Here is a 24,612-nt window from a genome sequence, read left to right as displayed (position 1 = left end):
TTGTCTTGAAAATCCCTAACTTCATTCTCGGGATGAAGATGGCGAAAATGCCCAATGAGCGGCCACCAGATTTGCTGCATAATCGATTTTCGGCTTCTCAGACTCTGTCGGCGAGCTTCGGCTCGCAGAGCTCCCGCGGAAAGCGCGGTTTTCGCGCTTATTTGCTCGGGCGCCTAGAATAAGCGCGGTTTTCCGCGCTTAATTGTCTTTGTCTTTTGAGCGGATTTAATTAGAAGACCAGGGGTAGAGAGAGCGGGTATCCATCTGTAGTACTTCTTCGATGTCGCTCATGCGTATCCATAGCTGTTGGATGCTTTGCAGCGTATCAGGTGGAAGCGCCATATGTCGCTGCTTAATCCTAGAAAGGCTTATGCCAATGCATTGGGGGTGTAGTGGATTGACGACAAGGTCATCCAGCAAGACGGTTATTCCAGCCTCTAGGTCGGGGATTTCTTCCATCTTAAGCTGCTGAAACGGAGCAGTTAATGGAATGTACATCGAAGTTTTGCTCCAATCCAGCTCTTGAGGCCGAAAACGCAGCGCCATGAGAAATGGCTGGATGCGCTCTTCATGGAAGTCATAAAAAACAGTCAGCTTAGCCATCAGAGGGTGCTCCTTTTTGCTTCAGATGCTCCAGCTTGTCCATGATAAGGCGAGTTGCATCGGACCAATTGTCCGAATTGTATTTGCTAGCTTGGCTTTGCGTAAATAGCTGGTATTCATGATCCAAAATACCTTGTAGGACGCGCCGTTGAATTTGTTCTATACGCGCTGCTGCAAGCCTATGGGTTACTTGAAATTCTTCGGAGAGCAGGGCAATCATTTCGTTCTTTTGCTCGGGCAGGGGCAGTTTCTTAAGCATTGAAATGGGTATTGCCGCGTAAAGCTGGAATGCCGAAGCGTCCTGCTCCTGCCAATCGACATAGCGATCTGGCATGATCATTTGGTTGCCGGAATGGCGAAGCACATGACAAAGCTCATGCAGGAAGTCTTCCCACTGCTCTTTGGCAGATAATCGACGGTCTACGTTAATGCTGAATTGTCCGTTATTTTCGACAGCCATGCTGCTCATATCCATCGCATAAACCCAAATATGCAGTTTAGCGGCCAAATTGGTCATGCTAAGCTGAACTGGCTCGGTGATATCGTATTGGAGATATAAAGCTTCGACCCATTGTTCTAGAGGGGTGGTTTGGTAGTGAGTGAACAGGACAAACACCTCGTTATAGGAATGTATGTTCGTTTATTTATGGTAAAGAAAAGCCCGTTAGGGCTTGGCTTATTGCAAAAGGATAAGTTCATCAAGATGGCTCCTAAGCCACTGTTACTGCTGACTGTCCGGATCACGGGTCATCTGCTGCTCTTTGATGAAGTTCCAGAAGCGGAGCATTTCGTCTCGGCGCTCTTTGGGCGCATTTTTGAAATCTTTGAAAAATAAGCTGACTTCAGGATCATCGACTTCCACGGAACCGGCTCCAGACGCTCCATCGAGCGACTCTTCTTCTGTCGGAGCAAATCCAGCAAGCAGCAGAAGCTCGTCTTTATCAGCACTTCTAAGAGCATCAGCTAAGGCGATAACCGTTTCCCTGGATGGGTTGAAGCGGTTATTCTCTATGGAGTTAATAAACGAATAACTAACACCGGACCGTTCGCCAAGTTCTCTAAGGGAAAAATGGTTCTGCTGACGCAGACGCCGGATTCGAATGCCGAATTGTACCATATCTTTCATCGCTTTATCACCTGATTCTATTGTAAAGGGTTGACGGTACAAAAAACAAGAGGGTTCGGCAAGAAAGTTTTGATTTTCAATACATTTTGTGTTGAATTTTAAAACAAGAAGATGTATGATTTGTTTAGAAATTCAAAACGACAAATTTTAGGAGGTGGTCGGAGAATGGTGGAACGTATTTTACACATAGAGCAAGAACAAATTGACCGGCGGGCAACGCGCAAGCGGGTGGAAGACGTGCTCGAAACGGTTCGTATGTACCGGTTGATCGGTGATGTGCGGAGAGAGAGAGGAGCGATTTCGGGCTCGAATCAGGTGCTCAAAATGGAGGAGCAGGCAGCTGTGTACCAGGCAGATATGGAGGAACAACTGGTTGGTTTATGCGCTGAGGTAGAGCAAGCGTTGTTGCTGCTTGATGAACTTGAACAGGAAATTGTCAGCAAACGATATTTGCAAAGGGACAAGTTATTCGATTTCTTGCTGTTCAATGAGCTGAATTTGAGCGAGCGCACGTATCGCCGGGTGAAGGCTAAGGCGATAGCTAAGCTAGCTTACATGCTGCGGCTAGAGGTGATACTTTCTTAAGGATCAATGTTGGTATGGCTCATGGGCGATAGGGAGCACACCTATATAAGAACATATAACCGGCTAGGATAGTGTGACCGTAAGTTGGCCGCTTGTTGGCAGTTCGTTAGAGTGGGACCGTGGTAAGATCGTTGTGTAGAGTAGTGAGGGAGGTGATTATGCTGAACAGGACGCAAGGGATAATGTCCAGATTGAGCAGATCTGTGAGGGCTGCTTAGGGACGAATGGAAGGAGTGAAGCGAGTGGTAGTGAGTTCTTTTAGGTAGTGACCGTTTTGAAAAGAAAAAAAGTGTTTTGAATTTCAAAACACTCAACGCCAACACAAACACCAAGACCAAGACCAAGACCAAGACCAAGACCAAGACCAAGACCAAGACCAAGACCAAGACCAAGACCAAGACCAAGACCAAGACCAAGAGCAAGAGCAAGAGCAAGAGCAAGAGCAAGACCAAGAGCAAGACCAAGAGCAAGACCAAGAGCAAGACCAAGAGCAAGACCAAGAGCAAGACCAAGAGCAAGAGCAAGAGCAAGAGCAAGAGCAAGAGCAAGAGCAAGAGCAAGAGCAAGAGCAAGAGCAAGAGCAAGACCAAGAGCAAGACCGAGACCAACACCAACACCAACACCAAGACCAAGAGCAACACCAACACCAAGACCAAGACCAAGACCAAGACCAATACCAATACCAATACCAAGACCAAGACTAAGACCAAGACCAAGACCAACACCAAGACCAAGACCAACACCAACACCAACACCGACACCAATACCAATACCAATACCAATACCAATACCAACACCAATACCAATAACAAGACCAACACCAAGACCAAGACCAAGACCAAGACCAAGACCAAGACCAAGACCAAGACCAAGACCAGTACTAACACTAACACCAGCACTTATAACTTTGTGGTAAGCGAGAACGTTGGAGTGAAGTGCTGTAACGATGTTTTGGGGACTGTCGATTAATTGTGGACAGTTTTAACGTGAACGGACACATGCAGAGAATGTATATGATTTTTCGGATATATATACAGAATCAGGACTCAAATCACGTTTTGTATATGAAATTTCGAATAGAATCGACTGATTCTTTGTGTGTGCCGCTCATTATGTATGATTTTTCGCATACATTTTGTGGTCTATGAACAGTTAATCGACAGGCTCTTTTGCATCGTTACAGAGGGCTTCGGTGGTGAGATCGTCGCTGAGACGATGTAAAACATGCTTATAGATGAGACAAAGAATCGGGAACGTGCTGTAACGATTTTTACACAGGAAGGAGATGAAAGAATTGAATGATTAACATGGGAAATCAGCTAGCACTTTATCTACAGTCGAAAGGTGAGGGAGCACTCGGGAGAGACATGTTCGTGGACGTTGTTCCACAGTCCCCCGATGAGGCCATTTGGCTCAGTCACGTTGGTGGCAGCGCAGAGTTCAAGCTGGACGCGCCGAGTAGCTGGCGCAAGCTGAGTTTGAACGTGAGAAGTTCAACGTCGGCGGGGGCGCAGGATCGCATCTGGAGCGCTATTAACAAGCTGCTCGATCCGGATGACGGTGTCATCGAGGTGGACGGGCAAACTTACACGGTGCAAATTGCTGCGCTTCCTACTGTGCAGGACAAGGATGGGGCAGGCAGATGCCTCATGAAATCTGTCCTGATCCTTCGGCAAGTAAAGCCTGTTCTAGAAACTTGGCTGAAAGCTATATCCGTATTTACGGAAGCGGCTTTAGGCTCGCAGTGGCGCGTATACCGTGGATTCATCGGTACGTGTCGACCTAGCGTCTCATGGCAGTGTTTGAGTGTACAGAGTGCATCGACGTCAAGAGGTGCTTGCCAGCTTACGAAACAATTCGTTGGGCAGATTGCTGCGAGGTCAGCAAATGAGTATCAGTTGGCCGCTCAAATATTACTGCTGGGACTGGCTGAACAAGCTAAATTGCCAACTGGAAGCAGGTGGTTAACGGTGATTAATTCCAGTGCAGCGATTCGATCGGGGGATTTGTCTACGGGGGTCCTGACCGTTACTTTGACTGGGGCAGTTGCAGCTCCGCAAGGCACGTATCCACCCATGGCAGGCTTACACACAGCATCACAAATTCATAATTGAGGCTTCTTAATCCCTACAGCCTCCCCAACCAATCTCAACAGAAAGGAGCAAATACGAATGAACCAAATCGGTTTTAACCTGATTTCTGCCACGCTCGGAGGGCTCGCAACCTATGCCTTCGGCGAGTGGAACGAACTTCTTAGCCTATTTCTAATGGCGATACTCGTCGATTATGTAACGGGCATTGCCGCCTCGATGAGGGAGCAGCGTGGACTTAATAGCCAAGTTGGCTACTGGGGGCTTGCCCGCAAAGGGTTGATGCTGCTCGTGATTATGCTGGCTCAACGTATGGATATTCTCATGAATACAGGCCTGATGATGACGGGCGCGATTTATTTTTACTTGGCGAATGAGTTTATATCCATTACTGAAAATTATGGACGATTAGGGCTGCCGCTGCCCAGCTTTATGAAGCGGATGATTCAAGTGCTGCGAGGCAAGGAGGAGGGGTTATGAGCAAAGAAAGCTTTATTGATCAATTAGCTTCAGCAGCACGAGCGGATATGCGGGAGTTTGGTATTTTAGCTAGTGTCACAATCGCGCAGGCTATTCTTGAAAGTGGCTGGGGTCGCTCAGCTCATGGTAATAATTTGTTTGGGATCAAGGGGAGCGGACAGCAGTAAGTGGCGCAGGAATTCATAAACGGCAAGTGGATACAAATTGTAGGCGGCTTTCGTGTGTACGACAGCTGTTGCGATAGCATACGTGATCAATCGCTGCTGCTTGCTGGCAATCCTAGGTATGCGAATGTGTTAATTGAGAGGGACTACAGATGTGCAAATAAGGAGCTGCAGCACGCAGGTTATGCAACAGATCCGCAGTATGCGGACAAGCTGATTCGGATTATTGAAGGGAGCGAGCTAACTCGTTTTGATCAGATAGAGGAGGAGAGGGGGGATATGATGAGTTCTGATGATAACCAATAAGATTATTAACTTCTTATCCCCTGCTTGGATGAGCACAGAGGTTGCAGAAGCTAAGAGTGGAGTTTCACCGTTTGGCTGACGAGCTTAGGAAAGCGTCCGGGCAGCAGTAGGTGGCTGAATATGGCTGAATACTCAGCAAAAATCAGATAATCATCCGCTGTCGGCGTAAAACACTAGTAACCCTTCATCTCGAACCAAAATAAGAGTCCCTAGGGACTCTTATTTTGGCATTTTCTCTTCACTGGAGGTAAATAGAAGTCTCCAAAGACTCTTATTTACACCAATATTCCAATTTGGTACCGCTTTTTTAACAAATAGAAGTCTTTAAAAGCTTCTATTTTCACTTAAACTCTCGAATTAGCATAAATAGAAGTCCCAAAAGACTTCTATTCTGGCTTCCGTGGGAGCACCAACCAATTTCAGCCGCCCCTCCTCTAAAAATAGCCTAAACGAAAAATTTCCGCCCTGCAGGATCCAGAATGTATGAGCGAATTCTCTGCTCCCCGCTGGCTGGCTTTATTATCCCTTTCCTGTGCAGGCTGCGAAGCCACTTCCGTGCGTGCTCAACTCGGATGCCCAGATGTTCAGCCACTACTTGTGGTTTTAGTGNGGCTTTATTATCCCTTTCCTGTGCAGGCTGCGAAGCCACTTCCGTGCGTGCTCAACTCGGATGCCCAGATGTTCAGCCACTACTTGTGGTTTTAGTGGATCAGTGGTACTCGTAGCCAGCCGAGCGATTTCTTTTTCTCGATGTGTGAGTGATATAAGTTGAGCTTGATCGCCATACCATCGCGCCATGATGTTGAGGACGACTTGTTGGCAGCGTCGCGGATGCTGGGTGATATCATCGAGTGAGAACCGAAAAACCTTCCATCCGTCCAAAATCAACTGATTCTGCCGCATCAGGTTTTCCCCGAAACGAGAGCGGTCAACATCTCGAGCATGCGGACCGTAACCGTCGATCTCGAAACAAATCCGATGTGGCGGACGGAGATATACAAAGTCAACGAATCTTGTGTTGTCTTGAAAATCTCTTACTTCATACTCGGGATGAAGATGGTGAAAATGCCCAATGAGCGGCCACCAGATTTGCTGCATAAATTGCTTTTCAGCATGACCATGCCCCTCCTTTAACCGGCGCAATCGCTCTCCTGAGCGTTTCTCCTTATGGAATCTTACAAAGTTTTCATGCTCTTTTACAAACTCCATCATTCCAACCTCCGACTATAAAGTGATTTTTCTTATTTTCTCGCTATGTTCAACTTTAAGTTGAGCAGTGGTGTGGGCTAGCCTGGTGTAGTGTAATGTAGTGTAGTGTAGTGTAGTGTAGTGTAGTGAAGTGTAATGTGTAGCATTGCAGTTTGGTCTAACGTGGTATGTGTAGTGTAGTGTAGTGTAGTGAAGTGTAGTGAAGTGTAGTGTAGTGTAGTGTGTAGCATTGCAGTTGTGGTCTAACGTGGTATGTGAAGTGAAGAGTAGTGTGTTGCAGTGCAGTTTGGTCGAACGTGGTAAGTGAAGTGTAGTGTAGTGTGTAGCATTGCAGTTTGGTCTAACGTGGTAAGTGAAGTGAAGTGTAGTGTGTTGCAGTGCAGTTTGGTTAACGTGGTATGAGTAGTGAAATGAAGTTAAATGAAGTTAAATGAAGTTCAACACCTCCCCTGCAAAATAAAAACACCGCCTCTCCCAAAAGGGAAAGACGGCATGTTCTTCACGCGTCGCGTAAACCTATATCACTATTGCTTTAATGTATCATCACTATTTCTTTAATGAATAATCACTATTTCTCTAAGGGTTTCTTTTAAAAGGTTCTCCTACATCGCATAAGCAATATGATCCTCAATATACTGCTCCAGCTTGATCCGTACATAAGGCGGCAAAGCTGACAGCATGCAGCCATAACGGAAGCTGCGGCCGTCAGGCTCGATGCGAATCACGCGAGCGGTGATGGGCGGGAGCTCCGCTTCCTGCGGGAAGTGGATGACGATGAACATGTCCGGCGCAAGTGGGGCGGCAGATGTGATCTGCAGTCCGCTCTCGGACAAGTCGAAGAGGGTGCCGTCGATGTTTTGGCCGGAGAAGGAACCTTCCTGCTCCCATTGGTAAATGGACAGCTTCAGGCTAATGTCCAGCTTCACGCGCGTGTTCCGGCGGCGTTCGCGGCCAGAAAGCGGTGAAGCCGGCTTCTCTGTAGCAACGACAGGCTCGCTAGGTCGAACGACTTGCTGCCCCATCCATTCTTCGTAACACTGAATGACGGAGCTCAAATCTTCTTCACCCAGGCCTTTGCTTAGGCCGATTTGGAATAAGTTAGCAGCTGACTGCAGCATGGGAGTCGGCAGTTGGAACTTGCCCGTAATTTCCTGCGCAAGCTGCAGATCCTTCAGCATCAGCTTCAGGGAGAATTGGTTGCTGAAATCGCGATCGATAATCTTATCGCCTTTCAGTTCAACCATTTTGCTGTTTGCTCCGCCGGAGCGAACAATCTCTAAGAATTGAGCAGGGTTCACCCCTGCTTTAGTTGCAATCGATAAGCCTTCGGCTAAGCCGGCTAAATTAATGCCCACCATCGTGTTGTGGGCAAGCTTGGCGTACGAACCGGAGCCGCTCGGCCCGAGGTAAAGTGCTTTGCTGCCAAGTGCGAGGAATACATCTTGATGCTCGTCGAACACTTCTTGGCTGCCGCCGACCATGAAAGTAAGCGTGCCTGCTTCGGCAGCAGGTTTACTGCCTGTGACAGGCGCGTCGAGGAAGTCGACGAAATGTGCCGCGAGCTCCTCAGCCAGCTTTTGACTTGTTTGCGGGGCTACGGTACTGGAGTCAATAATCGTCAGAGCGGGATGAATGCCACTCAGAATGCCCTGCTCACTGTAGAACGTTTCTAACAGTGAAGCGTCATTGCTAAGCATTGTAATTAAAACATCCGAACTGCGAGCTACTTCAGCAGGCGTCAAACCCACTTCGGCACCAAGATGGGCCAGCTCGTCCGCTTTTTCAGCAGTCCGATTATATACGGTTACCATAAAACCTTTTTGTATAAGGTTAGCAGCCATGGGTTTGCCCATAGTGCCAAGTCCAATAAAGCCGATACGTTTCATGATCCTTCACCTCTAGAATCATTTTATCATGGCAATTATAACCTGTGAATTACTTTATAGGGATCTTTGTTCGGAGACCAAAGTCTCTCCGCTTACGCGATCCCTCATCGCTCCAATATCATTCAATATAGGATCGCTTACTTGCTTTTGGACAGGCAAATAAGTATGCTAAGAAAAGGAAAAAAATAGAGATGGAGGCGATCATAGTGAGTAAGAAACTACAATTTGATTACAGTAAAGCACTATCCTTTTTATCCCAGCATGAGGTTGATTATTTGGCGGCTCAAGTAGAGCTTGCACATGAACAGCTGCATAACAAAACGGGTGCAGGTTCCGATTATTTAGGATGGGTTGATCTTCCTGAGAATTATAATCGTGAAGAGTTTGCTCGTATTCAGGCTTCCGCTAAACAAATTCAATCCGACTCCGAAGCGTTAGTTGTTATCGGTATCGGTGGTTCCTATTTAGGCGCGCGCGCGGCGCTGGAAATGTTGTCTCATTCTTTCTATAATATTTTGCCAAAAGATAAACGTAAGACGCCTGAGATTTATTTCGTGGGAAATAACATCAGCTCTACCTATGTTACGCATTTGCTTCAACTGCTTGAAGGCAAAGATTTCTCTGTGAATGTGATCTCGAAGTCCGGTACGACAACAGAGCCAGCGATTGCTTTCCGTATTTTCCGTGAATTGTTAGAGAAGAAATATGGCAAAGAAGCTGCGCGCAAACGTATCTACGCTACAACGGATCAAGAGAAGGGTGCTCTCAAAACACTCGCAACAGCAGAAGGCTACGAAACTTTTGTCATTCCAGATGATGTAGGCGGACGTTATTCGGTACTAACAGCTGTTGGTTTATTGCCAATCGCGGCAGCAGGCATTGATGTGGAAGCGATTATGAAAGGCGCGGCGGATGCGCAGCATGAATTCTCTAATCCGAAATTGAGTGAGAATCAGGCTTATCAATATGCTGCTGTTCGAAATTCGCTCTACCGCAAAGGGAAAACGATCGAAATTCTCGTCAATTACGAGCCTTCCCTGCATTTCGTATCGGAATGGTGGAAGCAGCTGTTCGGTGAAAGCGAAGGCAAAGATTACAAAGGTATTTATCCAGCATCGGTAGACTTCTCGACGGATCTGCACTCCATGGGTCAGTTCGTTCAAGATGGCAACCGGATTCTGTTTGAAACAGTCATTCAAGTGGATCAAGTGGCTGATCATATTACAATTGGCACGGATCCTGACGATTTGGACGGACTCAACTTCCTGAGCGGGAAAACGATGGATTTCGTGAATAAGAAAGCTTTCCAAGGTACGATGCTTGCTCACACGGACGGTAACGTACCGAACCTGATCGTAACGCTGCCAGATATGACGCCTTACTCCTTCGGATATATGGTGTATTTCTTCGAAAAAGCATGCGGTATCAGCGGTTACCTGATGGGTGTGAATCCTTTTGACCAACCAGGTGTTGAAGCTTATAAAAAGAACATGTTTGCCCTCTTAGGCAAACCGGGTTATGAGAAGGAAAAAGCCGAGCTGGAAGCACGCTTGCAGAACTAATTCATGTATGTCAGACAGAAAAACGATCAATCCTATCGGATTGGTCGTTTTTTCCATGGATAATTTCCATTATTTATGTGGTAAATTTTCTTTCTATATTGTCGAAGTCAAAGGATGTGTGTAGAATATAATGAAACAGATGATTCCTTCTACCAAGAAAGGTCGGCTATGCTAGCACATTTCAAAACTATCCAATCGTACGGATCGTCGGAAATCATCATCAAGAAGTCGCGTTTCATCGGTCATGCCAAACCGGTAGAGTCAGAAGAAGAAGCTACCCTATTTATTGAAGCTATCAAGAAGGAACACAGGTCGGCAACCCATAACTGCAGTGCTTATGTCATCGGAGAAAGGGATCAAATTCAGAAGCAATCTGATGACGGGGAACCGAGTGGTACAGCAGGAAAGCCGATTCTGGAAGTGATTAAGCATCAAGGACTTAAGAATATCGTTGTTGTCGTTACCCGTTATTTCGGCGGCATTATGCTTGGCGCGGGCGGACTCATTCGGGCTTATACGGATGGAGCCGTGGTAGGCATTGAAGCAGGACAGCCAATTTATAAAGTCAATCATCAGCAAGTGCTGATTGAGGTGGATTATACGTGGTATGGCAAACTCGAGAACGAGCTAAGAAGTCAGGGGATGCTCCTAGGGGACATTCAGTTTACGGATAAAGTGACTGCGGCATGTTATCCTTTGGCTGCGGCAGCGGAAGCATTTATCAACTGGGCAACAGATTTTACACAAGGTCAAGGCGTTGTTATCGCAGGAGAGAACGAATACATGGTTCATAAGAGCTTGCCGGAATAGGCAGGCTCGGGCTACAAGGCACAACTAATTTCATAGAAGCTAAGGATGCGGAGGGATAGGAATGGCTAGGAAAGCAGTCGCGCAAGAGCTTAGCAGAGAACGAATACTTGCGGAAGCGCGGGAATTATTCGCTACTTTTGGCTATCGCGCTTTAACGATGCGCAGCATCGCAAAAGCAATGGGGTACAGCCATGGTGCGTTATATTACCATTTTAATGAGAAAGCTGAACTGTTTTATGCGTTAATTAAGGAAGATTTCTCCGAATTAGTACAGCGTCAGCGGGAAATGATTGTTCGAGAGCAAGGGTTTAGCGTGAATCTGCTTCAAAAGTTGATGATGGAGTTCGTGCGATTTGGTTTGAACAATCCACATCATTACGAAATGATGTTCATGATTAACGAGCCAGAACTGCAGCAATATTCGCGTACCGAGCAAGCCCAATCCTTGGAAATGTTTGCTATTGTCATCCGTCAAGTGGTGGCAGACCAACCGGGAGCCGAGAGCAGGAAGTTTACACTTCCGTGGAATTTGTTTATGTCCTTACATGGCCTAATTTCGTATTGTATTCAGTTTAAACAATCCTATGAGGATACGCGGAAACTGGCTGAAGAGCATATCCGTCTCATCTGTGTCAGCTTAGATTTAGATTCCTATGAACAACAGCGTCCGCTTGTGACACTCGTCAATACAGAATCTGCATAGATCAGTAAGTGGATTTCATTTTACAACATCCGATAAGTGCTTTAGAATAACAGAAGGGGAGCTTGCTCCTTAATGTGGCACACGCGCTTAGAGGAAGGAAGAACATAAATCTATGGATTTGAACATTTGGTCGGAAGAAAACGTGGAATATATGTTTGAAGAAATTAAGAGAAAGCTTCGCATGGCTACCGGTGGGTCGATTAAAGCCTCGAACGTCAAGCAAGAAGTATATGAGGATTTGAAGGACTTGTACGACTTGGTCGTCAGCAAAAATAATTTCAGCATTAGCGAAATTGATGCGATTACCACAGAGCTTGGTAAGATTCGTAAAGCATAAGCACTTTTTATCCATAAAATTGTCGTTATCTTGGCCTTAGGGCTGGAGATGCGGCAATTTTTTTTGCGTAGATAAGAAGAGAGGGCAACCGCGTATTTTTACAGGAGAATGGACAGCTATCCAAGCGATGTTACCTAAACAACCGTACACTGTAGAGTAATGTATCACTGTTGGCTGAAGGAGGTGGACGTTCGTGGCATCCAAAATTCGTAAAGACGACGTTCGGAAATTGGTCGGAAAAAATATCGTGGCTCTTAAGAAAGACGGAACTCAAGTAACTGGTAAATTGGTGCGGATTAGCGGTAACACGTTGATTGTTGCTCCACAAAAAGGCAAAAAGGTTCAAGTAAAAGCCATTATTCCATTGGTTTTGTTTGATCTGTTAGCAATTGGTACAGCACCTTATGCTTATGGTGGATTCGGATACGGCCCTGGCTTTGGTTATGGCGGTTATCCTTATGGCGGCTTCGGCGGTCCAGGATTCTTCTGGTAAAGGAGGACTCTTTCCCGAATGGGGAAAGGGTTCTTTTTTTTAGATTTGTATGTTTTGGTTTGTGCGAGCTTAAGGAGAAGAAGTAACTGTGGTTGTGATACTGCAATAATGCAGGCTTTTTTCTTACGAATAGCTCCTGTTCGTACATTCCTGCAATAGTGCAGGCTTTTGCGGTCTTTTTTTGATTTCAGGAAGGAAAAGCTAAAATTCCTGCAGAATAGCAGGCTTTTCCTTTTTTTAAATGATTTTAGCAAAAATACCTGCACTTTCGCAGTAATTGTGGGCCGTTCAGATAATCTCGTTTACCATTGAAGAGGCTTAAATCGGAAACCATCGTCATAAATACATATTTGAGGTTGCTTGTTGAATCTAATCCTATTCTCGGTTGAACGCTGTTGTAGAATGTGCAACAAATGTTCTCTAAATCCAGCATTTCTCCCTTCGGTGTTGCATAATGCACAACAATTAGGCCCTAAAAAAGCCATTTCGCAACAAATCGACTAAAAATGATGTACAAACTGCAACTTCATCATGAAAAATAGCTTTTAGGAGAGTGAATTGTTATAGAAACTACAACATTGCTTACCACCTTAGCCCATCTACCTGCACGAAATTTTGTATATGACTCTAATATCGAATTTTGAAGTCATGCCTTCCTGTTGGGAGGAGGGATACTGAATGAATCTTCTGCAATAATCGCGTGGTCAACGCGGAGTAGTTACACTCGCAAAGCTAGTTATGATTGCAAGAGAGCTTAAAGTTTATGGCACCAATCCGGCTCTGGATGAATAGGCTAACATACAAGTCTCCGGCCCAAGTCCCTCAAGCTGGGCAATGAAGCTGGTAGTTATCCAAATACAGGGAGTGAGCAGTGTGCCGAGTTCCATCGTTTTTAACATGATTAATATAAACAGTCAAAATACGAATGCCACCGTCGGGATCGGTGAGAATGCGCAATCCAGCTGGGATTCACACAGCAAGAACAATTACGGGACCGGTCAATGGATCGGAAATGCCGTCTCCGCCAATATTGTTAATTTCATCTATGACAACGACTTTATTGATGCACCAATTAATGATCAGGACTTTAAACCAGCTGTTACTAATCAGGCATAGTTGAATGGTGGGTGAATGTCGTGCTGAAATTACCGTGCCCGCTAGAGCCGCCGCTCATTGAATTTGATTCTATCCATGTTAATTCCATATCCGATGCATCCGGTATTTTTATTGGCACAAATACACAAGTGAATTGGTCTACAAGCGGGAAAACGAACAACGGCCTTGGAGAAATAGACGGTGATCATAATTATGTGCTTTATAATATCAACACGGTTTACGATAATGACATCATCGATGCACCTTATACCAAAGGGGACTTGATCATCGGCCGTGTATAAAAAAAGAATGCTCCGCAGCTGCTTCAATCAGCAGTTTGCGGAGCATTTGTCGTATGTTCCGCCTGCGGGCTGGCGGGAGCAGGGGTGTAGCCGGATGCCTGAGCTTGGCTAGTAATCATGTCCTGCAGCCAATCGGGCGTTTCGTTATCGCCGATATTGAGCATATCAAGAAAATCGGAGTCGCTCAGCATAGAACGAGTTCCGACTAACTGATTGTTGTCGCCTTCGACAGCGCCAAAGCCCTGGACCGTTTTCTGATTGCTTTGAAAATCGGTCGGCCAATTATTGCCCATATTGAGGCAGGACGCGCTTTGTACCGATCCGATGCGGATTGAGCCGATAATGAACGTTGGGGACATGAAGGAGGACACCTTATATCACCTCTCTCTATGATTTTGTGTATTTATAGCCGGTCGAGGTTCGTTCTGTTTTCGGAGCGGCAGCAGCTTGTGAAGCAGCATCTACACCTTCAGCAGCTGTACGAGAGCCGGCGGCTTTACTTTCTTTTGACACTTGAGCACGTTTAAAAGCTTCATCAACCGGTGCACTTTTTTCACTTGGCTTGGCACCGAAATTGTTGCCTAAATTCAAAGAACCGCTCAGTTCCTTGATATCGAGTTGATCCAGCCGAAAGGTTAAGTTTTCTAAAACGGGTTGATGAATATGCAAGGTATCTATATGTATCTTCGGGTGTTTGGCAGTAAGATCAGCTAATTCTTCTTCCAATTTGCGAAGACGCCGTTCTAATTGCTGAACATGTTGATCATGAACGTGAGATATGGCTGCAGTTCTAGCTTCGGATTTAGCTTCGGATCTAGCCTCTGATCTAGCCTCGGATCTAGCCTCGGATCTAGCTTCTGATTTAGCTCCAGAACCAGCTTCAGTTCTAGCTGGAGATGATACTTTCGCATCAGCTGTTGCTGTAGTTGGCTGCGTTTTGGGCGGGGACGTTTTCTTTTTTTGAAACCACATAAGGAATCTCAGCTCTTCCGTGTAGATGGTTTAACATCAAAGGTGTCGCCATCTTGGACAGTATGCTTGCCACCCAGAATAACATTGTGCTCCCCGCTTATTTCCCCGAGCCCCTGATTAATCTTCTCGGAATGACGCCTACCGATGATCCGATTCGTACCTTTATTCACGCTGGATGTTTCCGCGATTCCATCAATATGAATAGATTGAAATTGTATGCGCACCACAGTTTATCCCTCCAATCCTGCATTTCCGAACGCTCTCTTTTATTTATATGGGGACAAAGGGAGAATCATTTCTCTTTTTGCTAAAGATTAATTTTCTTATCTACTGAAAAAGATTACCAACCAGTCGGCCAATAAGGCCGGTTAGAAGGTAATCTTTATTTGGTATCAGTGTGCTCATTACGTGAACTGTATAGGGATAACTTTCTCTCCATCCGAAGGAGCAAGCGGGATTCGAATGATGAGCAAACCGTTGTGATACTGCGCCCGCATTTGAGCGGTCATAGCGTTACCGGGCAGGCGGAAAACTCTCTCGAATGCACCGAAGTACCGCTCGGACAACCGCATTTGCTCATCGAGTACTTGGTAGGGCCGTACGAGCATGCCGCGCATAAGCAGGGATTGGTCACGGAAAGAAAGCTGAATGTGCTCGGGTGAAGACAATCCGGGAACTTCAGCCACAACAACGAGTTCCTGTGGTGTCTCATACATATCAACTCTTGGCCCGGTTAGCGGGATGATACTGGCAATATCCTGCCAGAATTCGGGGCCCAGCACATCGCCGGCTTGCGCCGACAGCCCTTTCCAATCGGGCTTAGGCGTTCGGTTGCCTGGGGGATTCATCGGCCATCATCACCTGACTTCTACATAGAAAGTAGCGCTGCGAGCAGCTTGCTACTAGTTTATGTACACCCGCGGCGGAATATGGCTTCTCTCATGAACCTATCGCTGCGGCGGCCGCTGATTAGCGAGCTGCTGCTGCGCCATGCGCACGAGCTCACGCACCATGGCCCCACCAATCGGACCGCCGACCTTGCCCGCGTCTTCCGAGCTAAGCTGCCCGTTGTAGCCTTGCTGAAGGGGAACGCCAAGCGTTCGGGCTACTTCGTATTTGACGAGATCAGGTCGTTCTGGGTTGACATTATACCCCTGATTCTTCATGACTTGCGCCTTGAGCAGTCCAAGGCCGTGTTCTGATCCGGGCACGATGGCCCGGTTGCTTCTTCTTCGTGCCATTAGGCATCACCTCTTGGTGATTAGGATGCCCCAGGGTTGTCCGTGCCATGAGTTCGGAATGTAAAATATTTATGTCCCAAATAATTTCCAATCGTATACAAGCCATTCCCAACCAAAATGGCAGCATTATGCAGCCAATCTGCCCGCACGGATGGCACGACAGATCCTGCCGCTTCAGCAAGCGCCCAACTTAAACCATAAGAGAGGCCATAACAGCTCAAAATTACAACAGCAAATTTCCACCAACTGCTGCCGACGCTAACATTGGAACGAAACGTAAATGTACGATTCAGCGTGTAGCTAACAATAGCGCCTAGGGTATTTCCTGCGAAAGTAGATATCCAATAATTGAGATGAAACAGATTAAAGAAAGCAAAGCTGGCTGAAAGACCAACCAACGTATTGAACAGGCCGACAAGTAAGAAGCGCGCGAAGCTGCTAGTCATCAAAGCTTTTATCCGGTTCATCGTATGCTCACCGAGTGGATAGCGTACGGACCGCTTCTTGATCCTGTCCAGCTGATGTCAAATCTTTCTCGATGACGAAAAGCGGACGCTGCTTCACCTCTTTATATATTTTACCTATGTACTCACCAATTAAGCCGAGAGCGAGAAGCTGAACGCCGCCAATGAACCAAACTGAAAGAATAAGCGATGTCCAACCGGTAACGTTCTCTCCGAGGATTTTGCCTACAATTGCGTATAAACCGGCAACGACACTGAGTGCGAATAGGAGGAAACCCATCATGGTGACGAAGCGAATGGGGGTTACACTGAACGATGTGATGCCATCGAAGGCGAATGCGAGCATTTTGCGAAGCGGATATTTGGATTCTCCGGCAAAACGTTCTTTACGGTCGTAATAGACCTGAGTGGATGGGAAGCCGAGTAGAGGCACCATGCCGCGCAGAAATAAATTGACCTCTTGAAATTTCTCCAAATTTTCGAGGGTACGCTTACTCATTAAGCGGAAATCGGCATGATTGTAATGAATTTTCACACCAAGCGATGTCATTAGCTTATAAAAACCTTGGGCCGTAACCCGTTTGAAAAACGTATCCGCTGAGCGATCCTGTCGGATGCCGTAAACGATATCGTATCCTTCATGGAATTTGACGATAAACTCGCGAATAACATTCGTGTCATCTTGCAGATCGGCATCAATGGAAACGACGCAGTCCGAATAGGACTTGGCTTTCATAAGCCCGGCAAGCAAAGCGCTTTGATGCCCAGCATTTTTCGCGAGCTTAAGCCCAGTAATAAAGGGACTCGAAGCGTGGAAGCGCTCAATAAGCGTCCAAGTGGCATCCTTGCTGCCATCGTCGACAAACAGCACTGTGCTTGTGGCGGCAATTAGTTTATCAGAGATGAGAGTTTGTAACACGCTGGTAAGCTGGAATACCGTTTCTGGGAGTACCTCTTCTTCGTTATAACAGGGGACCACAATGGTCAAAACGGGATAAACCACAATACTCGTCTCCATTCTGCTAAGGGGATTAAAGGATGATATATGGCTTTCATTATATCGTAATGTATGTAAAATATTAATTTTTTAACGAAAATTAAACATTTTTAACCAATCAACGTCCATATTAATAAGGGCTTTACGAATCCTTAACTTGGTAATTTAGGACGAATCAGGTAAATTTACAGAAAAGAAATATGATGTTCGGATAGGAGAGATGGATGATGGAACCACGGCAAGAGAAAACGCCACAAAGAGGGAAGGTCAATGTGATACTGTCGATTGTCTTGCTTGTCCTTATTTCTCGGGCACTCATGCTATTTACTGGCTATATCGGGATGAATTTGTTCAGTAAATCGTCTGAGGTACCAGTGTATATGCAGAATGTGCCCGGCACCTTATCCAAGTGGACGCTGAAATTCCCTGGAGAACTAGCTTCTACGGAGAAGGTGAAATTAGAGGATTTTATCAAGTTTGATACGTATTCCTATTTAAAAATTGCCACCCAAGGCTATGATAAGGTCCGGATGGACGAACCACACACAGCTGCTAGTTGGGTTTTCTTCCCATTGTTTCCGCTGCTTATTTTCTTGCTTGGTAAAATATTTTGGTTCGAACCTGCGATAGTCGGTATGATTATTTCGAATCTATGTTTGCTCGGAGCTTTAATTTATATTTATTTTATTGCCCTGCAGCGGGGACTCAGTGAGCGTCAGGCAGGAACCGTACTGTTATTAATTGTGATTTACCCATCGTCGCTTTACTATACCCTACCGTACACAGAGAGTCTATTTCTGCTGCTCTCGGCAGCCTCCATCTATTATGCAGGCAGCCGAAAGTATGCACTCGCCTTTATAGCTGCCAGCTTATCCACCGTAACCAGGGTACCTGGGTTTATCAACCTTGCATTTGTGATGGGTACCGTGTTTATGGACGAAGGGTTCACATGGACCTGGCGCTATCTGAAATGGTCGTTGTATAGCTTTTTATCCCTTATCCCAATGGGAATTTATCTTCTACATATGAAAATCATTACCGGTGATTTCTTGGCTCCTTTTCATGAGCAGAGCTTGCACTGGTTCCGGTACACAACAATACCATTTATCAATTATGTTGGTTATTTGAGAAAGCCTTACTTCTCCACACCTGATGGCTGGGATAACGGCTTCATTGCTTTTACTGTATCGACGGCTGTGTTTGTCGTATTTTTGAGTTACCTCATTGTTCACTTGAAAAAGCTTTTGACAAATAAGCATGAGCTGCTATTTTTCGTTTATGGCTTGCTGCTAATCGTCATCCCATTTTCAAGTCAACCCTTATTTCTCGTAAGCGTCGTACGCTATATGATGGTGAGTATACCGCTTTATTTCTACTTAGTTAGGTTAACTGAAAAGTGGGAAAATGCCCGGGTTTTCTTTATGATGCTGTTTATGATTCTACAGGTTTTCGTGACGATTGGCTTTTTTAATGGGTATTATTTTGTGATCTAAACAGGGTTGAATAACAAAGCGGCCGGAACGTGAAATCATCGTCCCAGCCGCTTATTACTTCATTACCATCCAAATCCGAAAGTACTAAGAACGATAACCAAGAGGATGTATAAAACGAGGACTACAGCTGTTCCAGTATAAGGTACAGCAGGACCGCAACCATAACTCATGTCAATCCCTCCCTTCACAAGATTACTATATGTCATTCAACTAGAGGGCGCTTGGATGAATGTCCCGATTCTGATATTTAAATTAGGTAACGTGTCCATGATGCAGTGGGGAACTTTTGCCACATTTTACGATGAGGATGGTAATACGTTTCTTTTAAAAGGATAAGGATATGAAGGCAAGGACGAGTTCTTAGGTCGTATAATCGACTGGGAATCGTCCTTTTTTTAGACAGATCCATGCTGAATTAGGATAAGTTTTCCCATTTGGCCCACATCTCAACTGGATTGAGTTCGTATATCTCGTTCTCGCGAAACATGAACTGGTGCATAATGAATTCTCGTCGAATCGTTGCGAAATCAGGATGGTAGTTCTTAATAAATGCATTCAGTTCCTTCTCTGTGTAGGAGCGTCCTTTCTCAAGCTGTTCGACTAAATGTTCTAGGACGATAAGTTTTTTCTTGAGCTGAGCAGGAATATGCTTGAGTTTCCCATCTAAGGTTATAAAGTTTCGAATGACAGATTGCTTGAGGTTCTGATTACGATCTTTAAGGTCTTCATCATTCATAGGTTCTGTCTCTCCCTTCTTATTTTTGAATATGAGATCAGCCGTCGCGGTGGCATTACTGCGAATGAAATACTCATTTAAAGTGAAGTAAATCGTGTTCTTGTCTCTACGCTCATTGATGAGGCTGGCCTCGCGAAGCTTGGAGGCGTGATGGGTAATCGTTGCTGGGGTAACTCCCAGTTTCTCGGCAAGAACTTGGCCGTTCAGCTCTCCATCGGCTAGTAAAATGAGCATGCGTATACGCGTTGTGTCGGCGAGGGCTTTATGATAGGTAATGATTTTATCTAATTGCATGGCGGGTGCACCTCCTTAAAAACGTTTCTAATTTGATATATATCTAATTAGATAATATTTAAATTAGATGAGATTGTCAATACAATGGATCGTTCAAGAAAGTTTGGTCATTCCTCGAAAGTTTCCTATTTGATCATGGTCATGTAAAATAATCGTATATAAGAATGGTTATTGATCATAAAAGGGGATTGGAACAACGATGCGTGTACTTGTAATGACAGCTGTAGCTCCTGAAAGAGATGCAGTTCAGCGCGGCCTTGGCCGCGACAGCAGGTTTGAATTTGCCTTAGCTGGCATTGGTCTTGTCGCGGCAGCAGTGAACGGAGCGATAGAGCTAGCAAAGGCTGAATATGATTTGGTTGTAATCGCCGGTATTGCCGGCGGATTTGTAGGGCGAGCGGAGGTAGGCTCGCTCGTTGTGTCAAGCGAGATCATCGCCGCTGACCTTGGCGTGGAGCTGCTGGATGGCTTCAGCAGTTTGGATGAGCTTGGTTTCGGCTCGACGCGCGTTGGTGTTGCCGCAGATGCAGCCGAGCGAGTGACGGCGGCGTTGTTAGCCGCTGGTCTGCAGGCGCAGATGGCGCCAGTGCTCACGGTGGCAACGGCCACCGGGACGGCAGCGACAGCGGCCAAGCTGGCTGCGCGCGTGCCTGGAGCCGCTGCCGAAGCCATGGAAGGCTTCGGCATTGCGACAGCTGCGCAGCAGCGCGGCGTGCCTGTGCTGGAGATCCGCGCGATCTCCAACGCTATCGGTCCTCGCGACCGAGACGCTTGGCGTATCGGCGATGCCTTGAAGGCTTTAGAAGCAGCAAGTTCAGTCCTAGCGGAGGTGCTTTAATATGAAGATCGCGTACTCACCATGTCCGAACGATACATTTGTTTTCCATGCTTGGGCGCATGGGTTAATCCCAGGTGCCCCCGAGTTGGATGTCTTATATGCCGACATCGATATTACCAACAAGCTGGCTGCTGAAGGCAGCGGGCCGGATGTCCTCAAGATCTCTTACGCAGCACTGCCTTGGGTGCTGAAGGACTACGCCCTGCTGCCCTGCGGAGGCGCCTTGGGCAGAGGCTGCGGACCGCTGGTGCTGACTAAGAACAGCGGCATTGAGGGAATGGCGGGAGCAGAGGGAATAGCGGGGATTACAGGAACGGCGGGAACAACGGGTACGGCGAGAACAGCGGGAACAGCGGGAACAACGGGAACAGCGGGAACAACGCCAGACCCGGCTATGCTCAGCGGCCGCCGGGTCGCTGTGCCGAGCGAGCGCTCGACCGCGTACTTACTGTTCCGCCTTTGGGCGGCACAGAACGTTCCGGGCGGCGTTGGAGAAATCGTGGTCATGCCGTTCCACGAGATCATGCCCGCCGTGCGGGATGGCCTCATCGATGCCGGCCTCGTCATTCATGAAGCGCGCTTCACTTACCCGTCTTACGGGTTAGCGCTTCTCACAGATCTGGGCAGTTGGTGGGAGTCGGACACCAACCTGCCGATCCCACTTGGCGCCATCATTGCACGGCGCTCCATGGATCTTGAGGCGCTTGCGGGCTGGACCCGCGCCTCGGTCGAATACGCGTGGGCGCATCCGGAAGCATCGCGCGACTACGTCATGCAGCACGCGCAGGAGATGGACCCGCAGGTCGCTAAGGCGCACATCGACCTGTACGTGAACGAGTTCACCGCTGATCTAGGAGAGAGCGGCTATGGCGCCGTCTTGACCTTGCTCCAGCGGGCAGCCGAAGAAGGGCTTGTGCCGCAGATGGATTATGCGGCCTTGCTGAAATAAAAATTGAAAAACCGCTTAAGTGAGCTAACACTTAAGCGGCAAGTTAACGAGGCTGTGGATACCGCAGCCGCATAGTTCTGAACATAGAGAAGACCACTGTTTAGGGAGCGAACCCTATCACAGTGGTCTTTTCTTCCTTAAGAATTTTGCGGGACGCGCGAGCTGGCTAGACTAGCCGTTTTACGCCATTCAAGTCCTGTAGTGATGTTTTTGAGGCTGTCGATTAATTGTACATAACTTCGGAAATCTGAGGAAGACCATAACATGTATATGATAAATCATACATAATGAGCGGCGTACACATCGAATCAGTCGATTCTATTCGAAATTTCATACACAAAACGCGATCTTAGGTTTAATCCTTTAAATATATTCGAAAATTCATATACATTCTCTGCATGTGTCCGTTCACGTCAAAACTGTTCACAATAATTAGACAGCCTGTTTTTCATCGCTAAAGTGTGCATGAAGAGGAAATGAGCTCAGTTAGCGATGTAAAACATCACTAAATTCACTTCACAACTGGGATGCAAGGTAAGATTCCCAGAATTCTCACTCACTCACTCACTCACTCACTCACTCACTCACTCACTCACTCACTCACTCACTCACTCACTCACTCACTCACTCACTCACTCACTCACTTCCACTACCCAACCACATTCACCGGACGCCCATCTAGATAAGCGCGCACATTACCAATCGCCGTATCCATCAGTCTAGCTCTTGCTTCTTTTGTAGCCCACGCAATATGCGGGGTAATGATCACATTTGTCGCATGCAGCAAAGGATTATCCGGCCGAGGTGGCTCTACGGTCAGCACGTCGAGTCCTGCGCCTGCTAGTCTGCCTTCGTTCAAAGCATGAGCTACATCTTCCTCATTAAGAAGACCGCCTCGTGCTGTATTGATTAAAATAGCCGTCGATTTCATCTGAGCTATCCGTTTAGCATCTATCAGTTGATTCGTTGCCGGTGTCAGCGGACAGTGGAGACTAATGACATCAGAGCGCTGGAGCAGCTCGTCGATTTGCACCCACTCGATCCCCTCAATTGGTTGAGGGACATTCCTTCCGCTGCCAGATGCTATAACCTTCATCCCCATTGCCTGCGCAATCAACGCGGTTTGTTTGCCGATTTGTCCCAGGCCAATCAGTCCTAAGGTTTTGCCGCTTAATTCGACGAGCGGAGACCGGCTGTAGCTGAAATCAATGGACCCAGACCAATCCCCATTAAGCACGCTGTCACTATGCTGCTGCACCCGATGGCAAAACTCCAATAACAAAGCAAAAACCAGCTGAGCAACAGAATGCGTGCTGTAAGCTGGGACGTTAGCAACAATGGTGCCATTTTCCTTGGCTGCCTGAATATCAACGATATTGTATCCGGTCGCGAGTACGCCAATATAGCGAAGCTTAGGCAGCTGCTGCAGCATTTCAGCGGAAAGCGGAGTTTTATTCGTCAACACAATCTCCGCGTCAGCAGCGCGCTCAATGATTTGCGACTCAGCAGTTCGATCATAGACAACAAGCTTGCCGAGTGAATCTAATTCGCTCCAGTCCAGATCGCCGGGATTTAGTGTGTAGCCATCAAGTACAACGATTTGCATCTCTTATCGCTCCCCAAGCCATTATTTCTTCGCAGGCAACTCTTTAAACGGATTCAAAAACAACTTCGGAATATGCGTCTCAAATCGCAGCAGCTGACCCGTTGTCGGATGCAAAAAGGCAAGCACACGCGCATGAAGCCCAAGTCGGCCGATTTCCTTTGTTTTTGAACCATATTTCTTATCGCCAACAACAGGGTGGCCGATGTCCTGCATATGAACGCGAATTTGATTTTTGCGGCCGGTTTCGAGATTAACCTCTAACAGCGAAAAGCTCCGGTTCGCTTGCAGCGTTTTATAATGCGTAACTGCGTGCTGTCCATCATTCGGATACGGCGTCGAAAACATTTTAAGCGACTTCGTATGCTCTTTGAGCCATGAGGAAATAGTCCCTTCGGGCTTCTTCACCATGCCTTCAACCAAGGCAACATAAGTGCGTTCCTTGATACTCTCCTGCCAAGTGTTCTGTAGGTGTTGCTGAGCGTTCTCGTTTTTGGCAAACATCATCACGCCGGATGTGTCTCGATCCAGTCTATGTACCACGAAAATTCGAGCCTTCGGATCGTGATTTCGAACATGTGCTGTGAGCTGGCGATAGGCCGTGATCTCATTTTCTTTCGTATTAGTGGCGATGGATAATAGCCCGGCATCCTTTTGAATGACAATTACATCTTCATCTTCATGCAAAATACTCATGCCAGCGAGCGGGATATCTTCTACGATTTTATCCTTGTTAATGGTGACCGTTTGCTCTGGCTGCAAGGGATAGTTGTAAGCTGTTACGGCTTTGCCATTCACTGCGACTTGTCCACGGGCAAGTATAGCTTTAACCGAATTCCGGCCCAAACTCGAAAGCTTTTCTATTAAAAAAGGAAGTAGCTCAGAGGACTCCTTGACGGTGTACTGGCGAGTGCTCATCTCTTGGCTTCCATTGGACGGAGCAGGATTCTGGCCCTGACTCTTATTCTGTTTGAATTTGGGATTTTGGTTCTGATTTTTATTTGGACCTTGAAACTTTCCTGGCTTCTTGTGCATAAAAAAGACCTCCTATTGCGATCGCTTACCTTCCGGTCAGATCATTTATCTTACAATATACCACGTTCGCAAAAGCAAAAGAAACGCTATGGGCAAGATCTTCTAGAGCGTGTGACTTTCCTGTCGTTTTGTTCATTGAGCAGCGCGAAATATGAAATGAATGAATTTTATAAAAAACGCCGATTGCTGGTCTGCCTTTGTCCGTGTTCTGGGTTATTACAAGCACTGGAAAGAAGCGA

Annotated in this window: 29 protein-coding genes and 1 pseudogene; 15 read left to right on the top strand and 15 right to left on the bottom strand. The window is 46.7% G+C overall.

What is annotated here, in order from left to right; translation table 11 throughout:
• Positions 1 to 225: 225 nt before the first annotated feature.
• From ASG93_RS10960 to ASG93_RS10950, 3 genes are all read right to left on the bottom strand, one after another.
• A complete protein-coding gene (locus ASG93_RS10960; RefSeq protein WP_056831789.1) occupies positions 226 to 603 on the bottom strand; it encodes a hypothetical protein in 378 nt (125 codons plus the stop codon).
• Positions 596 to 1,120, bottom strand: a complete 525-nt coding sequence (locus ASG93_RS10955; protein WP_082614847.1) for an ImmA/IrrE family metallo-endopeptidase — start codon at positions 1,118 to 1,120, stop codon at positions 596 to 598. The genes ASG93_RS10960 and ASG93_RS10955 overlap by 8 nt, the downstream gene beginning before the upstream one ends.
• Positions 1,121 to 1,324: 204 nt before the next feature.
• Positions 1,325 to 1,729, bottom strand: coding sequence for a helix-turn-helix domain-containing protein (locus ASG93_RS10950; RefSeq protein WP_056831784.1), 405 nt, complete (start codon positions 1,727 to 1,729; stop codon positions 1,325 to 1,327).
• A gap of 165 nt (positions 1,730 to 1,894) precedes the next feature.
• On the opposite strand from ASG93_RS10950, the gene ASG93_RS10945 reads away from it, so the two are divergent.
• The 5 genes and pseudogenes from ASG93_RS10945 to ASG93_RS37150 all read left to right on the top strand — a co-directional run bounded on the left by ASG93_RS10945 (position 1,895) and on the right by ASG93_RS37150 (position 5,354).
• Positions 1,895 to 2,314, top strand: coding sequence for an ArpU family phage packaging/lysis transcriptional regulator (locus ASG93_RS10945; RefSeq protein WP_056831782.1), 420 nt, complete (start codon positions 1,895 to 1,897; stop codon positions 2,312 to 2,314).
• A gap of 294 nt (positions 2,315 to 2,608) precedes the next feature.
• Positions 2,609 to 3,283: a hypothetical protein gene (locus ASG93_RS35885; RefSeq protein ID WP_056831780.1), complete on the top strand. Its 675-nt coding sequence runs from the start codon at positions 2,609 to 2,611 to the stop codon at positions 3,281 to 3,283.
• A 329-nt stretch (positions 3,284 to 3,612) separates the two neighbouring features.
• The gene (locus ASG93_RS10935; protein ID WP_056831778.1) at positions 3,613 to 4,428 is read left to right on the top strand and encodes a minor capsid protein; all 816 of its coding nucleotides are present in this window, start codon (positions 3,613 to 3,615) and stop codon (positions 4,426 to 4,428) included.
• Between the two features lie 57 nt (positions 4,429 to 4,485).
• Entirely contained in the window at positions 4,486 to 4,884 is a 399-nt protein-coding gene (locus ASG93_RS10930; protein ID WP_056831776.1) for a holin family protein, read from the top strand.
• Positions 4,881 to 5,354, top strand: a pseudogene (locus ASG93_RS37150) (glycoside hydrolase family 73 protein). The gene ASG93_RS10930 and the pseudogene ASG93_RS37150 overlap by 4 nt, the downstream one beginning before the upstream one ends.
• A 1,811-nt stretch (positions 5,355 to 7,165) precedes the next feature.
• Here the strand turns inward: ASG93_RS37150 and ASG93_RS10915 are convergent.
• Positions 7,166 to 8,449 carry an NAD(P)-binding domain-containing protein gene (locus ASG93_RS10915; RefSeq protein ID WP_056831770.1) on the bottom strand — a complete coding sequence of 428 codons (1,284 nt, stop codon included), beginning with the start codon at positions 8,447 to 8,449 and terminating at the stop codon, positions 7,166 to 7,168.
• A 206-nt stretch (positions 8,450 to 8,655) separates the two neighbouring features.
• Between ASG93_RS10915 and ASG93_RS10910 the strand changes: the two genes are divergently transcribed.
• The 7 genes from ASG93_RS10910 to ASG93_RS10880 all read left to right on the top strand — a co-directional run bounded on the left by ASG93_RS10910 (position 8,656) and on the right by ASG93_RS10880 (position 13,751).
• Positions 8,656 to 10,011: a glucose-6-phosphate isomerase gene (locus ASG93_RS10910; protein ID WP_056831928.1), complete on the top strand. Its 1,356-nt coding sequence runs from the start codon at positions 8,656 to 8,658 to the stop codon at positions 10,009 to 10,011.
• 168 nt (positions 10,012 to 10,179) lie between these two features.
• Entirely contained in the window at positions 10,180 to 10,821 is a 642-nt protein-coding gene (locus ASG93_RS10905) for a YigZ family protein (RefSeq protein WP_056831926.1), read from the top strand.
• A 61-nt stretch (positions 10,822 to 10,882) separates the two neighbouring features.
• Positions 10,883 to 11,524: a TetR/AcrR family transcriptional regulator gene (locus tag ASG93_RS10900; protein ID WP_056831768.1), complete on the top strand. Its 642-nt coding sequence runs from the start codon at positions 10,883 to 10,885 to the stop codon at positions 11,522 to 11,524.
• Between the two features lie 112 nt (positions 11,525 to 11,636).
• Positions 11,637 to 11,861 (top strand): DUF1128 domain-containing protein, encoded by a 225-nt coding sequence (locus tag ASG93_RS10895; protein WP_056831766.1) that lies wholly within the window; start codon positions 11,637 to 11,639, stop codon positions 11,859 to 11,861.
• Positions 11,862 to 12,054: 193 nt separating this feature from the next.
• Positions 12,055 to 12,354 (top strand): hypothetical protein, encoded by a 300-nt coding sequence (locus tag ASG93_RS10890; RefSeq protein WP_056831763.1) that lies wholly within the window; start codon positions 12,055 to 12,057, stop codon positions 12,352 to 12,354.
• Positions 12,355 to 13,227: 873 nt separating this feature from the next.
• A complete protein-coding gene (locus ASG93_RS10885; RefSeq protein ID WP_056831761.1) occupies positions 13,228 to 13,470 on the top strand; it encodes a spore germination protein in 243 nt (80 codons plus the stop codon).
• Between the two features lie 20 nt (positions 13,471 to 13,490).
• The gene (locus ASG93_RS10880; protein WP_056831759.1) at positions 13,491 to 13,751 is read left to right on the top strand and encodes a hypothetical protein; all 261 of its coding nucleotides are present in this window, start codon (positions 13,491 to 13,493) and stop codon (positions 13,749 to 13,751) included.
• Positions 13,752 to 13,774: 23 nt separating this feature from the next.
• On the opposite strand, the gene ASG93_RS10875 is transcribed toward ASG93_RS10880, so the two are convergent.
• The 7 genes from ASG93_RS10875 to ASG93_RS10845 form a co-directional block, all read right to left on the bottom strand.
• Positions 13,775 to 14,110 (bottom strand): hypothetical protein, encoded by a 336-nt coding sequence (locus tag ASG93_RS10875; protein WP_063891851.1) that lies wholly within the window; start codon positions 14,108 to 14,110, stop codon positions 13,775 to 13,777.
• A 28-nt stretch (positions 14,111 to 14,138) separates the two neighbouring features.
• Positions 14,139 to 14,723 carry a hypothetical protein gene (locus ASG93_RS10870; protein ID WP_056831757.1) on the bottom strand — a complete coding sequence of 195 codons (585 nt, stop codon included), beginning with the start codon at positions 14,721 to 14,723 and terminating at the stop codon, positions 14,139 to 14,141.
• 8 nt (positions 14,724 to 14,731) lie between these two features.
• On the bottom strand, positions 14,732 to 14,950 hold the full coding sequence (locus ASG93_RS10865; RefSeq protein ID WP_056831755.1) for a hypothetical protein: 219 nt from the start codon (positions 14,948 to 14,950) through the stop codon (positions 14,732 to 14,734).
• A gap of 177 nt (positions 14,951 to 15,127) precedes the next feature.
• Positions 15,128 to 15,571 carry an Hsp20/alpha crystallin family protein gene (locus tag ASG93_RS10860; RefSeq protein ID WP_056831753.1) on the bottom strand — a complete coding sequence of 148 codons (444 nt, stop codon included), beginning with the start codon at positions 15,569 to 15,571 and terminating at the stop codon, positions 15,128 to 15,130.
• A 99-nt stretch (positions 15,572 to 15,670) separates the two neighbouring features.
• Positions 15,671 to 15,964 carry an alpha/beta-type small acid-soluble spore protein gene (locus tag ASG93_RS10855; RefSeq protein WP_029199178.1) on the bottom strand — a complete coding sequence of 98 codons (294 nt, stop codon included), beginning with the start codon at positions 15,962 to 15,964 and terminating at the stop codon, positions 15,671 to 15,673.
• Positions 15,965 to 15,984: 20 nt separating this feature from the next.
• Positions 15,985 to 16,431, bottom strand: a complete 447-nt coding sequence (locus ASG93_RS10850; protein ID WP_235550815.1) for a GtrA family protein — start codon at positions 16,429 to 16,431, stop codon at positions 15,985 to 15,987.
• 7 nt (positions 16,432 to 16,438) lie between these two features.
• Entirely contained in the window at positions 16,439 to 17,446 is a 1,008-nt protein-coding gene (locus tag ASG93_RS10845) for a glycosyltransferase family 2 protein (RefSeq protein ID WP_056831751.1), read from the bottom strand.
• A gap of 203 nt (positions 17,447 to 17,649) precedes the next feature.
• Here ASG93_RS10845 and ASG93_RS10840 point away from each other — a divergent pair, with 203 nt between their 5' ends.
• Complete coding sequence (locus ASG93_RS10840) at positions 17,650 to 18,918, top strand: mannosyltransferase family protein (protein ID WP_156410864.1); 1,269 nt, start codon at positions 17,650 to 17,652, stop codon at positions 18,916 to 18,918.
• Between the two features lie 62 nt (positions 18,919 to 18,980).
• On the opposite strand, the gene ASG93_RS35880 is transcribed toward ASG93_RS10840, so the two are convergent.
• Both ASG93_RS35880 and ASG93_RS10835 read right to left on the bottom strand, forming a co-directional pair.
• Positions 18,981 to 19,088: a sporulation protein YjcZ gene (locus ASG93_RS35880; RefSeq protein WP_200984474.1), complete on the bottom strand. Its 108-nt coding sequence runs from the start codon at positions 19,086 to 19,088 to the stop codon at positions 18,981 to 18,983.
• 245 nt (positions 19,089 to 19,333) lie between these two features.
• A complete protein-coding gene (locus ASG93_RS10835; protein ID WP_056831748.1) occupies positions 19,334 to 19,948 on the bottom strand; it encodes a metalloregulator ArsR/SmtB family transcription factor in 615 nt (204 codons plus the stop codon).
• A gap of 199 nt (positions 19,949 to 20,147) precedes the next feature.
• Here ASG93_RS10835 and ASG93_RS10830 point away from each other — a divergent pair, with 199 nt between their 5' ends.
• Positions 20,148 to 20,786, top strand: a complete 639-nt coding sequence (locus ASG93_RS10830) for a futalosine hydrolase (protein ID WP_056831746.1) — start codon at positions 20,148 to 20,150, stop codon at positions 20,784 to 20,786.
• A 1-nt stretch (position 20,787) separates the two neighbouring features.
• On the top strand, positions 20,788 to 21,735 hold the full coding sequence (locus ASG93_RS10825) for a 1,4-dihydroxy-6-naphthoate synthase (RefSeq protein ID WP_056831744.1): 948 nt from the start codon (positions 20,788 to 20,790) through the stop codon (positions 21,733 to 21,735).
• A 649-nt stretch (positions 21,736 to 22,384) separates the two neighbouring features.
• Here ASG93_RS10825 and ASG93_RS10820 read toward each other — a convergent pair.
• Together ASG93_RS10820 and ASG93_RS10815 are read right to left on the bottom strand one after the other, a co-directional pair.
• Positions 22,385 to 23,341 (bottom strand): D-2-hydroxyacid dehydrogenase, encoded by a 957-nt coding sequence (locus tag ASG93_RS10820; RefSeq protein WP_056831742.1) that lies wholly within the window; start codon positions 23,339 to 23,341, stop codon positions 22,385 to 22,387.
• A 21-nt stretch (positions 23,342 to 23,362) separates the two neighbouring features.
• Entirely contained in the window at positions 23,363 to 24,373 is a 1,011-nt protein-coding gene (locus tag ASG93_RS10815) for an RluA family pseudouridine synthase (RefSeq protein WP_082614844.1), read from the bottom strand.
• Positions 24,374 to 24,612 lie beyond the last annotated feature (239 nt).

This window comes from Paenibacillus sp. Soil787 (genome assembly GCF_001429545.1).
In the GTDB taxonomy this organism is placed as follows: Bacteria; Bacillota; Bacilli; order Paenibacillales; family NBRC-103111; genus Paenibacillus_E.
This window is presented reverse-complemented; position numbering and strand designations above follow the sequence as displayed.

What these genes read in the sequence shown, in the direction of transcription:
- ASG93_RS10960 (WP_056831789.1), bottom strand. Translation starts at nt 603, where the DNA reads ATGGCTAAGCTGACTGTTTTTTATGACTTCCATGAAGAGCGCATCCAG.
- ASG93_RS10955 (WP_082614847.1), bottom strand. Translation starts at nt 1,120, where the DNA reads ATGACCAATTTGGCCGCTAAACTGCATATTTGGGTTTATGCGATGGAT.
- ASG93_RS10950 (WP_056831784.1), bottom strand. Translation starts at nt 1,729, where the DNA reads ATGAAAGATATGGTACAATTCGGCATTCGAATCCGGCGTCTGCGTCAG.
- ASG93_RS10945 (WP_056831782.1), top strand. Translation starts at nt 1,895, where the DNA reads ATGGTGGAACGTATTTTACACATAGAGCAAGAACAAATTGACCGGCGG.
- ASG93_RS10935 (WP_056831778.1), top strand. Translation starts at nt 3,613, where the DNA reads ATGATTAACATGGGAAATCAGCTAGCACTTTATCTACAGTCGAAAGGT.
- ASG93_RS10930 (WP_056831776.1), top strand. Translation starts at nt 4,486, where the DNA reads ATGAACCAAATCGGTTTTAACCTGATTTCTGCCACGCTCGGAGGGCTC.
- ASG93_RS10915 (WP_056831770.1), bottom strand. Translation starts at nt 8,449, where the DNA reads ATGAAACGTATCGGCTTTATTGGACTTGGCACTATGGGCAAACCCATG.
- ASG93_RS10905 (WP_056831926.1), top strand. Translation starts at nt 10,180, where the DNA reads ATGCTAGCACATTTCAAAACTATCCAATCGTACGGATCGTCGGAAATC.
- ASG93_RS10900 (WP_056831768.1), top strand. Translation starts at nt 10,883, where the DNA reads ATGGCTAGGAAAGCAGTCGCGCAAGAGCTTAGCAGAGAACGAATACTT.
- ASG93_RS10895 (WP_056831766.1), top strand. Translation starts at nt 11,637, where the DNA reads ATGGATTTGAACATTTGGTCGGAAGAAAACGTGGAATATATGTTTGAA.
- ASG93_RS10875 (WP_063891851.1), bottom strand. Translation starts at nt 14,110, where the DNA reads ATGTCCCCAACGTTCATTATCGGCTCAATCCGCATCGGATCGGTACAA.
- ASG93_RS10870 (WP_056831757.1), bottom strand. Translation starts at nt 14,723, where the DNA reads ATGTGGTTTCAAAAAAAGAAAACGTCCCCGCCCAAAACGCAGCCAACT.
- ASG93_RS10860 (WP_056831753.1), bottom strand. Translation starts at nt 15,571, where the DNA reads ATGAATCCCCCAGGCAACCGAACGCCTAAGCCCGATTGGAAAGGGCTG.
- ASG93_RS10855 (WP_029199178.1), bottom strand. Translation starts at nt 15,964, where the DNA reads ATGGCACGAAGAAGAAGCAACCGGGCCATCGTGCCCGGATCAGAACAC.
- ASG93_RS10850 (WP_235550815.1), bottom strand. Translation starts at nt 16,431, where the DNA reads ATGAACCGGATAAAAGCTTTGATGACTAGCAGCTTCGCGCGCTTCTTA.
- ASG93_RS10845 (WP_056831751.1), bottom strand. Translation starts at nt 17,446, where the DNA reads ATGGAGACGAGTATTGTGGTTTATCCCGTTTTGACCATTGTGGTCCCC.
- ASG93_RS10840 (WP_156410864.1), top strand. Translation starts at nt 17,650, where the DNA reads ATGATGGAACCACGGCAAGAGAAAACGCCACAAAGAGGGAAGGTCAAT.
- ASG93_RS35880 (WP_200984474.1), bottom strand. Translation starts at nt 19,088, where the DNA reads ATGAGTTATGGTTGCGGTCCTGCTGTACCTTATACTGGAACAGCTGTA.
- ASG93_RS10835 (WP_056831748.1), bottom strand. Translation starts at nt 19,948, where the DNA reads ATGCAATTAGATAAAATCATTACCTATCATAAAGCCCTCGCCGACACA.
- ASG93_RS10830 (WP_056831746.1), top strand. Translation starts at nt 20,148, where the DNA reads ATGCGTGTACTTGTAATGACAGCTGTAGCTCCTGAAAGAGATGCAGTT.
- ASG93_RS10825 (WP_056831744.1), top strand. Translation starts at nt 20,788, where the DNA reads ATGAAGATCGCGTACTCACCATGTCCGAACGATACATTTGTTTTCCAT.
- ASG93_RS10820 (WP_056831742.1), bottom strand. Translation starts at nt 23,341, where the DNA reads ATGCAAATCGTTGTACTTGATGGCTACACACTAAATCCCGGCGATCTG.
- ASG93_RS10815 (WP_082614844.1), bottom strand. Translation starts at nt 24,373, where the DNA reads ATGCACAAGAAGCCAGGAAAGTTTCAAGGTCCAAATAAAAATCAGAAC.